12 protein-coding genes are annotated in these 11,298 nt (G+C 61.6%); 4 read left to right on the forward strand and 8 right to left on the reverse strand.

The window, feature by feature from the left end; translation table 11 throughout:
* Positions 1–27: 27 nt before the first annotated feature.
* The 3 genes from IE166_RS16385 to IE166_RS16395 all read right to left on the reverse strand — a co-directional run bounded on the left by IE166_RS16385 (position 28) and on the right by IE166_RS16395 (position 2,984).
* A complete protein-coding gene (locus tag IE166_RS16385; protein WP_189505768.1) occupies positions 28–1,002 on the reverse strand; it encodes a WD40 repeat domain-containing protein in 975 nt (324 codons plus the stop codon).
* A 6-nt stretch (positions 1,003–1,008) separates the two neighbouring features.
* A complete protein-coding gene (locus tag IE166_RS16390) occupies positions 1,009–2,133 on the reverse strand; it encodes a CobW family GTP-binding protein (protein ID WP_189505770.1) in 1,125 nt (374 codons plus the stop codon).
* Positions 2,134–2,225: 92 nt separating this feature from the next.
* The gene (locus IE166_RS16395) at positions 2,226–2,984 is read right to left on the reverse strand and encodes a creatininase family protein (RefSeq protein WP_189505772.1); all 759 of its coding nucleotides are present in this window, start codon (positions 2,982–2,984) and stop codon (positions 2,226–2,228) included.
* Positions 2,985–3,121: 137 nt separating this feature from the next.
* Between IE166_RS16395 and IE166_RS16400 the strand changes: the two genes are divergently transcribed.
* Both IE166_RS16400 and IE166_RS16405 read left to right on the forward strand, forming a co-directional pair.
* Positions 3,122–3,610: a MarR family winged helix-turn-helix transcriptional regulator gene (locus IE166_RS16400; protein WP_189505774.1), complete on the forward strand. Its 489-nt coding sequence runs from the start codon at positions 3,122–3,124 to the stop codon at positions 3,608–3,610.
* Between the two features lie 118 nt (positions 3,611–3,728).
* Positions 3,729–4,751, forward strand: a complete 1,023-nt coding sequence (locus tag IE166_RS16405; RefSeq protein WP_189506060.1) for a LacI family DNA-binding transcriptional regulator — start codon at positions 3,729–3,731, stop codon at positions 4,749–4,751.
* A gap of 53 nt (positions 4,752–4,804) precedes the next feature.
* On the opposite strand, the gene IE166_RS16410 is transcribed toward IE166_RS16405, so the two are convergent.
* Together IE166_RS16410 and IE166_RS16415 are read right to left on the reverse strand one after the other, a co-directional pair.
* Entirely contained in the window at positions 4,805–5,131 is a 327-nt protein-coding gene (locus IE166_RS16410) for a hypothetical protein (RefSeq protein ID WP_189505776.1), read from the reverse strand.
* A gap of 222 nt (positions 5,132–5,353) precedes the next feature.
* Complete coding sequence (locus IE166_RS16415; protein ID WP_189505778.1) at positions 5,354–5,761, reverse strand: hypothetical protein; 408 nt, start codon at positions 5,759–5,761, stop codon at positions 5,354–5,356.
* 164 nt (positions 5,762–5,925) lie between these two features.
* Between IE166_RS16415 and IE166_RS16420 the strand changes: the two genes are divergently transcribed.
* Positions 5,926–6,897, forward strand: a complete 972-nt coding sequence (locus tag IE166_RS16420) for a 2-hydroxyacid dehydrogenase (protein WP_189505780.1) — start codon at positions 5,926–5,928, stop codon at positions 6,895–6,897.
* A gap of 3 nt (positions 6,898–6,900) precedes the next feature.
* On the opposite strand, the gene IE166_RS16425 is transcribed toward IE166_RS16420, so the two are convergent.
* Together IE166_RS16425 and IE166_RS16430 are read right to left on the reverse strand one after the other, a co-directional pair.
* A complete protein-coding gene (locus IE166_RS16425; protein WP_189505782.1) occupies positions 6,901–7,668 on the reverse strand; it encodes a gamma-glutamyl-gamma-aminobutyrate hydrolase family protein in 768 nt (255 codons plus the stop codon).
* Between the two features lie 58 nt (positions 7,669–7,726).
* The gene (locus IE166_RS16430; protein ID WP_189505784.1) at positions 7,727–8,362 is read right to left on the reverse strand and encodes an exopolysaccharide biosynthesis protein; all 636 of its coding nucleotides are present in this window, start codon (positions 8,360–8,362) and stop codon (positions 7,727–7,729) included.
* 288 nt (positions 8,363–8,650) lie between these two features.
* Here IE166_RS16430 and IE166_RS16435 point away from each other — a divergent pair, with 288 nt between their 5' ends.
* Positions 8,651–9,760, forward strand: coding sequence for a TRAP transporter substrate-binding protein (locus IE166_RS16435; RefSeq protein WP_189505786.1), 1,110 nt, complete (start codon positions 8,651–8,653; stop codon positions 9,758–9,760).
* 478 nt (positions 9,761–10,238) lie between these two features.
* Here IE166_RS16435 and IE166_RS16440 read toward each other — a convergent pair.
* The coding region (locus tag IE166_RS16440; protein WP_189505788.1) for a TRAP transporter large permease subunit at positions 10,239–11,298 on the reverse strand (1,060 nt) is incomplete at its 5' end.

Here is an 11,298-nt window from a genome sequence, read left to right on the forward strand (position 1 = left end):
CGTTTTGGATGACCCCGCGGCCTGATTTTACCCCGCTATGTCGATCACGCCGCAGTCGCCGGTTTCCGTGCCGAAGGCCAAACGGCGCTCGTCCTTGTCCCAGTTCATAGTGGAAATCGGCCCTTTGCCTTCGCGCTTGAGCAGGATTTCCTTCTGGTCCGCGACCCGCACGGCCAACACCATGCCGTCGGCATAGCCGATTGCCAGGATCTCCTCGCTGGGATGGAAGGCGACAGCGGTCACCATCGTGTTGCCGCGCGTGCCGAGTTCCAGCGGCGGCTTGCCCATCGGGCCGTCCTTGCCCTGGAAGGGCCAGACGATTGCGGCCGGTGCGCCGGAGGAGGCGAGCCAGCGGCCTTTATTGCTCCAGGAAAAGCTCTTCACCTTGGTGGGATAGCCGGTCATGCGCATGTGGCGGCCATCCGACAGCTTCCAGCCATGCAGGGCGTTTTCCTGCATGGTGGTAACGAGGAAATCGCCGTTGGGCGAGAAGGTCACGCCGGTATGGGCGCCGGCCCATTCCATCTCCACCGGCTTGCCCTCAGTGCCTGGAAAATGCAGCGTCACGCCGTTGTAGCGGGCGACGCCGAAGCGCAGGCCCTTGGGCGCGAAAGCCAGACCTTCCACCGAGCGCGGATGCTCGAACGGCTTGATCGTGCCATTGGCGAGCCGCGCAAAGGCGGTGCGGCCGCTGCCGAAAGCAAGCACGCCTTGCGGCCCGGCTGCCACTGAGGTGATCCACTTGCGCGGCGCTTCATGCAGCACCTCGACTTCCGTGCTCCCACCGGAGCGGCAGACCTTGCCGTCCTCGCCGCCAGTCAGCAGCGTTTTGCCGGAGTGTTCGACGCTCGCGCAAAGCAGGCCGTCATGAACCTGCGTCCATTGATGGCCATGGTCGAGCCGGTGGATCGTGCCGTCGGCTAGAGCGAAATGCGGCACGCCGTCCAGGAAGACGGCGGCGATGCAGTGACCGTCGAGGTCAAGCGGTGCAACAGTGGGCATGCTTGTTTACTGGGCCTGGCAAGCTTCGAAGGAGCGCGTCAGCTTCTCGCGATCGAGATCCCTACCGATGAAAACGAGGCGCGATTCATGCTTCTCGTCGTCCTTCCAGGCGCGCTGGTGGTCGCCTTCCACGATCATGTGAACGCCCTGAACGACATAGCGGTCCGGATCGTCCTTGATCGCGATGATGCCCTTGAGACGCAGGATGTTCGGGCCATCGGTCTGCGTGACCTTGTCCAGCCACGGGAAGAAGCGTTTCGGATCCATTTCGCCGCCGCGCAGCGAGATCGACTGCACCGTCACGTCGTGGATCGGCGAAACGTCGCCATGGTGGTGGTGATCGTGGTCATGGTCGTGATGATGGTGGTGTTCGTGCCCATGATCATGGTGGTGATGATCATGGCCGCAGTCGGGGCCGCAAACATGGTCATGGTCGTGGTCATGATCATGCGCTTCTTCAAGGAAGTGCGGATCGTTGAGCAGTACGCGGTTGAGGTCGAAGGCGCCGCGGTCGAGCACATTGGCGAGGTCGACACCCGAACGGGTCGTGCGGTAGATCTTGGCGGCAGGATTGATGGCGCGGATCGTGGCTTCCACCTTGCGCACTTCGTCTTCGGAAACGAGATCGACCTTGTTCAGCACGACGACATCGGCGAAGGCGATCTGGTCTTCGGCCTCGCGGCTGTCCTTCAAGCGCAGCGGCAGGTGCTTGGCATCGACCAGGGCGATCACGGCATCGAGCCGGGTCTTGGCGCGTACATCGTCGTCCATGAAGAAGGTCTGCGCCACCGGCACGGGATCGGCGAGGCCGGTTGTTTCCACCACGATCGCATCAAAGCGGCCGGGCCGGCGCATCAGGCCCTCCACCACGCGGATCAAATCGCCGCGCACCGTGCAGCACACGCAGCCATTGTTCATCTCGTAGATCTCCTCGTCGGATTCCACGATCAGGTCGTTGTCGATACCGATTTCGCCGAACTCGTTGACGATCACGGCATAGCGTTTGCCATGCGCTTCGGACAGGATGCGGTTGAGAAGCGTGGTCTTGCCGGCGCCGAGATAGCCGGTCAGGACGGTGACGGGGATCTGTGCGGGAGCTTGTGGGGCTGCTGCGGTTGCGGCTTCGCTCATGGCGGACCTCTTCGGGATGTTATAGTGTTTCGTTTGTCCATATAGGACGATGTTATGGCGATTGCACGACCTGATCGTGCGGGAGCAGCCTCCTAATCGAAAGTCGCCAGGTCGAAGCGCGAGACATCCTCGAGCAGTTCCACGAAGCCACGTGCGGCGTGATCGAGGATGCGATTGCCGAGTTCCGACGTCGCGGCCGCCGCGTTGCCGACAACCCCTTCCGCAGACAGATCGCTCATCAGCCAGCCGAAAGCATGCGGCCCGTAAGCGCGCAGATGCTTGAAGCGGTTGATGAAGTCGCTCTGCTGCGAGGAGAAATCCTGCGCCTTCGTCATGTCGACCTGATCCGGCGCCAGTGCGAGCATGACGGCCGTTTCCACCAGACCGCCGTGAATGCCGAGCGCTTTTTCCTCCGCTGACACCAACCCTTCCGGCAAGGCGAAGCGCGTCCAGCTCGTCGCCACCGCTAGCATGGCGAAGCGCTGCCGCAGTTCGGTTGTGACCACGGTCATCAAAGGCGAGTTGCCGCCATGCGCATTGAGCAGCACGAAGCGGCGCACGCCGGCTTTGTTCAAACTCGCACCGATGCCGATCCAGCGCTCAATCGCTTCGCTGTAGGACAAGCTCCTTGTGCCCGCGACATGCAGGTGCTCTGGCGAATAGCCGACCGGCTCCACAGGCAGGAAGTGCACATCAAGCGACGTCGGCAACAGTGCCTTCGCGCGTTCTGCCACGCCTTGCGCAATGATCGTGTCCGTTTCGAACGGCAGATGGGGCCCATGCTGCTCGGTTGCGCCCAGCGGCAACACGGCAATGGTGGATGGTTGTTTGTCGGCTTCTGTTTTCGTCATCTGCTTGTAACATCACCGTGGCAAGCGAGCACTGCCCATAAAGGGTTCCAGCACATGCGTCGCCTTATGAGTTCAGGCTCTAGAAGGCGTAAGGTGCCCGGATAATCAAGTCGTGGTCAGGCGGTCCCGAGGGAAAGATGGCAAAATCGGAAAAAGGGACGGTGCTGACGCGCCTCCAATCCAGTGCAAGGCTTTCGCGCACGGCGCTCGCCTCGCGTCTGCTCGCCCATGGCTTCTATGCCGGCCAGGACCAGATCATGCTGGCACTGGCGCAGGATGATGGCCAGACGCCAAGTCAACTCGCCGCTCGGCTCGGCGTGCGCCCGCCAACCATCACCAAGACGATCAATCGTCTGGCAGGGCAGGGCTTTCTCGTCAAAGCGCAGTCCACCGAAGATGCGCGCCAGGCGCATGTGTCGCTCACCGAAACCGGTCGTGATGCGATCAAGGCCATCGAGAAGTCGATCCGCAAGACCGAAAAACTTGCGCTGAAGGGCTTCGACAAGAAGGACCAGAAGACGCTCTTCAAGCTCCTGATGAAGATCGAGGGTAACCTGACCGGCGCCGTTGCCGAAACCGATGCCGAAGACGTCATCGAACTCGAAGAAGCGGTCGCAGCGGAATAGCGCCCGAATAGGGCATGCCAAAAACAGTTCCGTCTTCGTCTTCTGCATGGCATAAGCCCCATCAACCGATTTAGGGGGCGTGTTCGTCCCCGATCCTGGTGCGGCTCGGAGGATCAAGCTGGCGCAGAAGATCAAACTGTCGACGATTGCGGATGCGCTTGGCGTATCGACGGCTACCGTTTCGCTGGCTTTGCGTGACAGTCCGCTCGTTGCCGGCTCGACGCGTGAACGCATCAAGGAGCATGCGCGCGCGATCGGCTATATCTATAATCGCCGCGCCGCCAGCCTTCGCACGTCGCGGTCGGGCATTGTCGGTGTCGTGGTTCACGACATCATGAACCCGTTCTTCGCAGAAATCCTGCGCTCCATCGAAACCGAGCTCGACCGCAGCCGTCAGACCTTCATTCTCTCCAACCACTACGACCAGCTCGAAAAGCAGCGCACCTTCATGGACACGCTGCTGCAGCTTGGTGCCGATGGCGTCATCATGTCACCGGCAATCGGCACACCGGCCGCCGATATCGGCATGGCCGAAGACAACGGCTTGCCCGTCGTGCTCATTGCGCGTGACGTGGTCGGCGCCGAAGTTCCGGTTTTCCGCGGCAACGACGCGTTCGGCGTAGGACTTGCGACAGATCACCTGATTTCGCTGGGCCATCGCCGCATTGCAATGGTCGGCGGTACCGACCAGACTTCGACCGGTCGCGATCGCTATCAAGGCTATGTCGCCGCCATGGAACGGGCCGGGATTGCGGTCGATCCGGGCTGGCGGGTTGCCGGTCCGCGCACGAAGCTCGCGGGGTTCGAAGCCGCGCCGCGCTTCCTCGACATTGCGGACAAGCCGACGGCAGCCGTGTGCTGGAACGATCTGGTGGCGATCGGCCTGATGAACGGTCTGGCTCGCGCGGGCCTGGTGCCGGGCGTCGATGTATCCGTCACCGGCTATGACGATCTGGAAGAAGCGTCCATCGCCACGCCGGCGTTGACCACAGTGTGGAACGGCCAGCGGGAAGTGGGCCGGAGAGCAGCGCGTGCCTTGCTCGACCGCCTGAACGGCGCAACCGTGCATCTGCCGCAGGATCTGATTACGCCGGAACTGCATGTCCGCCAGTCCACCGGACAGGCAATCGAGCGCAACTGAAAACGAAAAAAGCGGCCATGAAGGCCGCTTCTTCGTTTCGATAACAGCTCGGCTTAGTTCGAGCTGTCGAACATGCCAAGGCCACTCTCGTTGCGGGTATCCGCCGGAACTGCCTTGTTGTCCTTCACCACCGAGCGAATGCGCGGCTGCGCGGACGAACCGTCCCGCATGACCTTGCCGATCGACTGGGTGGTCGAACGGTCGACATTGCTGCCGTTCACGCTGTTGCCCGGCGAGCTGTCTGGACCGCGGTAGTAAGCGCCGCCTTGGTCGAAAAGACCAGCACCGGCTTCAGTCTTGGAACCGACGGCCTGAGCGGACGCAACACCAGCGGTTGCACTCAGAACGGCGGCGGCAATAGCAAGCATCTTCATAGACATAATCAAATCCTGTCAGTTCTTAATGGTTGTCGCGAACGGCTATGATGGATCTTGTTCGCGACTGCAGCAGAAACGATGGTGCATCGCAAAAGTTGCGCGGCTTACAAGTTTGTGAAGATGCGTGATGATAACGCCTTCAGCGCGATCGCTGCTTTGATATACTCACAAACAAAAACAGCGGGCCGAAGCCCGCTGTTTTCAAGCAATCCAGTAAGCCGAAGCTTACTTCATGCCGTTGACCTTCTTACACACGTTCAGCGTGGACTCTGGCGTGTCCTTGTTCTGAGCGGTGAATTCGTCCGTGCAGCCGTCGCGAACAGCCTGCTGTTCTTCCGGGCTCAGGCCCTTCCAGTAGGTGCCGATCTCCTCATCGGTACGCATGGTGCCCATCGAGGAGTCGGTGTAGAAGTTACCGACAACCGTCTGGCTCGGCAGGGCAGGAGCAACAGCGGTACCATTACCCTTGTTGCCAACGGACTCACCCGGCAGTTCCGGTACGCCCTGCTGCGTGTTCTGGCCAGTCGCTTCCGAACCGCCCGACTGGGTCGGAGTCTCGATAGCGGTCTGAGCATAGGCTGCGCCGGCAGTCATCGACATGGCGAGAGCGAGTGCGAAAAGCTTGGTCTTCATAGCAAATTCCTTTCGTGATCTCAGGTTGGACCATCGTAGCGGACGATCACACACATAACTCCGCTTGTTCGCCAAGGTTCCCCGCAGCCTTCAGAAGAAGACTCTGTTTTCGATCACTGCTTTGGCATAGTGAGCAAATTCTTGATTGAGCGGGAGCACGCTTCATGACCACCAGCCGTCCCTTGATCCTCGTTACCGGCAAGTTGATCCCTCACGTGCTGAAGCGCCTTGCCAAGGAATTCGAGATCAGGGAGATCGCCCGGCCGGATGCCGATCTGCTGACGCCGGATGATCGCGAGCACGTGCGCGGCGTTGCAGCGAGCTTCCTCGGCGCTTCCGCTCCGTTCATCGACGCGCTGCCCAAGCTCGAGATCATCGCCAGCTTCGGTGTTGGCTATGATGCCGTGGATGCCGCTCATGCCGTGCAGCGAGACGTCGTCGTCACCAACACGCCCGATGTTCTGACGGACGAAGTCGCCGACACCGCGATCGCGCTTTTGTTGAATACCGTGCGCGGCTTTGGCCAGGCCGAACGCTTCCTGCGTGCCGGCCAGTGGCCGCAGGGTCCTTTCCCACTGTCGAAGGGAACGCTGCGCGGCCGCCGTATCGGCATCTTCGGCATGGGCCGTATCGGTTTGGCCATCGCGCGCCGGCTGGAAGGGTTCGGCGTTGCTATCGCCTATCACAACCGCCGCCCCGTCGAGGGCGTATCCTACACCTACCACGCCACGCTCAAGGACTTGGCGGAGGCCTGCGACACGCTGATCGACGTCGCGCCCGCCACACCTGAAACGACCCGTGCGGTCAATGCCGACATCCTCCAGGCGCTGGGGGCCGATGGCGTGTTCATCAATGTCGGCCGTGGTGCGACAGTCGATGAGCCCGCCTTGATTGAAGCCCTGCAAGCCAGAACCATCCTCGCTGCCGGTCTCGATGTATTCGCGAACGAGCCCCACGTGCCGCAAGCGCTGATCGATGCAGACAACGCCACGCTGTTGCCGCATGTCGCCTCGGCCTCGCAGCATACGCGCGAAGCCATGGCCGACCTGCTGGTCGACAATCTGGAAAGCTGGTTCAGTAGGGGAGAGGCTCTGACGCCCGTTCCCGAAACCGCCGCGATTAGTCGGAAAGCCTGAGTTCTACTCAGCCGCCTGTTGCAGTCCGCGCGCTGCATAGGCGCGCACGGCATCGCCGAAGGCGCGGAACAACTGGCCGGAGGCCTCGTCGCTGGCCGCCCAATATTCGGGATGCCACTGCACGCCGACCGCAAAGGCCTTGGCATCCTTCACCGAGACGGCCTCGACGGTGCCATCGGGCGCGACCGCTTCAACCTGCAAGCGATCGCCCAGCCGATCCACCGCCTGGCGATGCACGCTGTTGATCGTGATGTCGCCCGCGCCGAACACACCGGCCAGGCACGAGCCTGGCTTGATCGTCACCGGCTGGTGGATGGCGAAGCGCTCATCCTGGGTAGCCTCTTCCGGCGCGCGATGGTCCATCGCACCTTCGCGCTCCTGGATCTCGGCGGCCAATGATCCGCCCATGGCGACGTTCATTTCCTGAATGCCGCGGCAGATCGCGAGCAGCGGAATGCCGCGTTCGATCGCCCGGCGGATCAGGGGCAGGGAGGTCGCGTCGCGATCGGGATCATAAGGCCCGTTCGCTTCCGTGGCTTCCTGGCCGTAGAGCGAGGGATGCACATTGCTCTTTGAGCCGGTGATCATCACGCCATCGACACGGTCGAGCAGGCCGTCGATGTCGATCCGTTCGCCGAAGGATGGCACCAGCACCGGCATCACGCCTGCCACAGCCACCGCCGCTTCCAGATATTGGTGCGGCGTCGCATGCCACGTGTAGTTGTCAAAGGCACGCTTGTCGGTCGGCACGGCAATGATGGGCAGGGACATCACGAACTCTCCAGGTCGCCGGATATGTAAGCCCGGCCCAGTATCACGCCAAGGGACCTCAGCCGCCGAAGAACGAGGCCAGACCCTGACCGGCGGCAAAGGCGGCATAGGCCAATGCTGCGAAATAGATGACGGTCGCAACCAGCGTGAGATAGCCGAGGATCACGAACACGCCGTCGCGCTGCGAAATGCCGAGGCACAGGAACAGGATCGCAAAAGCCGGCAGCGTGTTGGAAAACGGGATCAGGCCCAGCGGAAAGATCAGCAGGATGCCGCCAGCCATAATGCCGAAGCCGTTCAGCCGATTGATGAAGGCACCATCGGTCAGTGCCCGCACGCGCGGCCGGATCACGCGCTCGATTTTCGCCACCATGTCGGCGCCGCGCTTCAGGATGCCGTTCAGCTTGTCGGCGTCGAGCGGGCGGTCCATCAAACGCTCAGGCAGCCAGGGCGCGCGATTGGTGATGATGCCGACGCTGATAAGGATGATCGCCGCACCGAACACGGTCGATACGCCAGGAATGGAGACGGGCAGCAGGAAGGGAATCGTCAGCAGCGCGCAAAGCAGCAGCAGGCCCTGTTCACCGATCAGCCGCACCAGTTCGCGCAAGGTGACATGCTCGCCGCGGATCTGGCTGATCGTGCGCATGAGCGCGTCGCGCAGCGATTCCGAACTGTCCTGAAATGTCGCCATGCTATGCTGATCCGCTTAGTGTCATTGATGTTTGCGGCACGAAGCCACAGCGCGCCTAATATGGGGTTACGCCCTCCGTTTCCAGACCAATGCAGCTGCCTTTCGTTCAATAAAGACCGTGCGGGCAGCGCGTCCATTGCTGCGCCTAAGTGTTTATGTCGCGCTGCTAGACACTCCCGGTGCAGCGTGTATTCATGCGCTTCCAAGCCGGTCGCCAACAGGCGCCGGGGGGAGCTTTTAACAAGAATTCGGCATCACGGATTCGAGACGATGGCGGAGGAGAGCATCATGGATCGTCGTACATTTATCACCAAGGCAGGCTTTGCAGGTGCTGGCGCTGCTGCCGCTGCCACGACGCTGGCCGCGCCGGCCATCGCGCAGTCCAATCCGAAGATCACCTGGCGTATTGCCTCGTCTTTCCCGAAGTCGCTTGAAACCATCTATGGCGGCGCTCCGGATCTCGCCAAGATGATGAGCGAGGCGACCGAAGGCAACTTCACCCTGCAGCCCTTCGCTGCCGGTGAAATCGTGCCGGGCCTGCAGGCGATGGATGCGGCGTCGTCCGGCACCGTGGAAGCCGCTCATACCGTTGGCTATTATTATGTCGGCAAGGACCCGACCTGGGCGCTCGGCTCGGCCGTCCCCTTCGCGCTCAACGCGCGCGGCATGAACGCCTGGATGTATCATGGCGGCGGCATGGCTCTTTATAACGAGTTCCTCGGCAAGAGCGGGTTGATCGGCTTTCCAGGCGGCAATACCGGTACGCAGATGGGCGGCTGGTTCCGCAAGGAAATCAAGACGCCGGCCGATCTTCAGGGCCTCAAGATGCGTATCGCCGGCATTGCTGGCCAAGTGCTGAGCAAGCTCGGCGTCGTTCCGCAGCAGCTCGCCGGCGGCGACATCTATCCGTCGCTCGAGCGCGGCACGATCGACGCAGCCGAATGGGTCGGCCCGCATGACGACGAAAAGCTCGGCTTCCAGAAGGTCGCGCCGTTCTATTACTATCCCGGTTTCTGGGAAGGCGGCCCGACCGTCCACTTCATGTTCAACAAGGCGGCCTATGATGGCCTGCCGGAGCACTACAAGTCGCTGCTGCGCACGGCCTGCCAGGCAACCGACGCGAACATGCTGCAGAAATACGATTACCTGAACCCGATCGCGATCCGCAAACTGGTCGCCAACGGCGCGCAGCTGCGCCCGTTCAGCCCCGAAATCATGCAGGCCTGCTTCGACGCCACGAACGAGTTGTTCGCCAGCATCGAAACCACCAATGCCGATTTCAAGAAGATCTGGGAATCCATCAAGGCCTTCCGCAAGGAAAACTACCTCTACACCCAGGTCGCCGATTACCCCTTCGACAGCTTCATGGTCTCGCTCCAACGCGCCAACAAGCTGTAAGCCCAGCCATCATCCAGCATCAAACCCCGGCCACCGAGCCGGGGTTTTTTGTTGGTGGAAGCGGTGAGGGTGCGGCTAACCCCAACCGTCCTCATCCTGAGGTGCGAGCCCGCAAGACAATGGCAACGATTAGCTTTTGTTGAACGGGCGAGCCTCGAAGGACGCACCGCCTTCATGCAGCTCTTCCCTTTTTTCATGTGGAGCGAATGGAAACGGTGACTGCTGTACGCTCTTCGTCATCCTTGGGCGGAGCCGGAGCGTCAGCGGAGGCGCAGACCCTAGGATCCATGCCTGACCGGTTCTGTGTTACGAGGCGATGGCGGTCAGGTGTTTCGTGCAGCCTTCCCTGTTCCGGCATGGATCCTCGGGTCGAGCCCGAGGATGACGAAGCGGGCGGGGTGTAGTCCTTTCCTCGAAGGACGCACCTCACGAAAAACCCCGGCCTTGCAGCCGGGGTTCTCGGATCAAGCCAGAGCCTTCAGTTGAAGGAAGGCGGCTGTGACAAGTCAGGGGGCGGCGGGGCTGCCGGTTGTGCCGGCTGCCCTTCCTGACCGGGGATCGCCGGCGGTGTGCCGAAGGAGGGTGGTGCACCTAGCGAGGGCACTTCGAAGCTCGGCATGCCGCCGCCCTGATCACCGAAGCCCGGAATGTCGATCTGGATCGTATTCGGATCCACCGCTTGCGCATTGCCCTTGTAGTGCATCACCATGCCCGGGAAGATGATGACGAGCGCCACCATCAAGAGTTGGATGCCCACGAACGGCACGGCGCCCCAATAAATCTGGCCGGTTGTGATCGGCTGGATCTTCTTGCCCGTGACACGGTCGAGATACGGCACGCGGGCCGCAACCGAGCGCAGGAAGAACAGCGCAAAGCCGAACGGCGGATGCATGAAGCTCGTTTGCATGTTCACGCCAAGCAGCACGCCGAACCAAATGAGATCGATGCCCATCGCGGTTGCAGCCGGTGCAAGCAGCGGCACGATAATGAAGGCGAGCTCGAAGAAGTCGAGGAAGAAAGCGAGGAAGAAGACGAGGAAGTTGACCGCAATCAGGAAGCCGACTTCGCCGCCCGGCAAGGAGGTCAGCAGATGCTCCACCCACACATGACCGTTCACACCATAGAAGGTCAGCGAAAACACGCGTGCGCCAAGCAGAATGAACATCACGAAAGCGGACAGCCGCGTCGTCGACATCAGCGCGCCGGTGATCACGTCCATCCGCAGCCGGCCTTTGAAGCCTGCCAGGATCAGCGCGCCGACAGCACCCATGGCGCCGCCTTCGGTCGGGGTCGCAATGCCCAGGAAGATCGTGCCCAGCACCAGGAACACCAGCGCCAAAGGTGGGATCAAAACGATGATCACCTGCTGCGCCAGGCGCGACATGATGTTGAGGTTCATCGCCTTGTCGATGATCGCAAACACGTAGATCACGAGCACGCCGACCACGCCGCCCAGGATGTCGGCATTGGCGCCTTGCGTCGGCGAAAGCAGCACATGGGCGCCGTAGCCGATGCCGCCGCAAACAGCCAAGGCGATC

Origin of the sequence: Tianweitania populi (assembly GCF_014652875.1) — a bacterium.
Classification (GTDB): Bacteria; Pseudomonadota; Alphaproteobacteria; order Rhizobiales; family Rhizobiaceae; genus Tianweitania; species Tianweitania populi.

Coding starts and splice junctions, on each gene's coding strand:
- IE166_RS16430 (WP_189505784.1), bottom strand. CDS start 8,362: ATGGCGACATTTCAGGACAGTTCGGAATCGCTGCGCGACGCGCTCATG.
- IE166_RS16385 (WP_189505768.1), bottom strand. CDS start 1,002: ATGCCCACTGTTGCACCGCTTGACCTCGACGGTCACTGCATCGCCGCC.
- IE166_RS16415 (WP_189505778.1), bottom strand. CDS start 5,761: ATGAAGACCAAGCTTTTCGCACTCGCTCTCGCCATGTCGATGACTGCC.
- IE166_RS16410 (WP_189505776.1), bottom strand. CDS start 5,131: ATGTCTATGAAGATGCTTGCTATTGCCGCCGCCGTTCTGAGTGCAACC.
- IE166_RS16390 (WP_189505770.1), bottom strand. CDS start 2,133: ATGAGCGAAGCCGCAACCGCAGCAGCCCCACAAGCTCCCGCACAGATC.
- IE166_RS16425 (WP_189505782.1), bottom strand. CDS start 7,668: ATGTCCCTGCCCATCATTGCCGTGCCGACCGACAAGCGTGCCTTTGAC.
- IE166_RS16395 (WP_189505772.1), bottom strand. CDS start 2,984: ATGACGAAAACAGAAGCCGACAAACAACCATCCACCATTGCCGTGTTG.
- IE166_RS16435 (WP_189505786.1), top strand. CDS start 8,651: ATGGATCGTCGTACATTTATCACCAAGGCAGGCTTTGCAGGTGCTGGC.
- IE166_RS16420 (WP_189505780.1), top strand. CDS start 5,926: ATGACCACCAGCCGTCCCTTGATCCTCGTTACCGGCAAGTTGATCCCT.
- IE166_RS16400 (WP_189505774.1), top strand. CDS start 3,122: ATGGCAAAATCGGAAAAAGGGACGGTGCTGACGCGCCTCCAATCCAGT.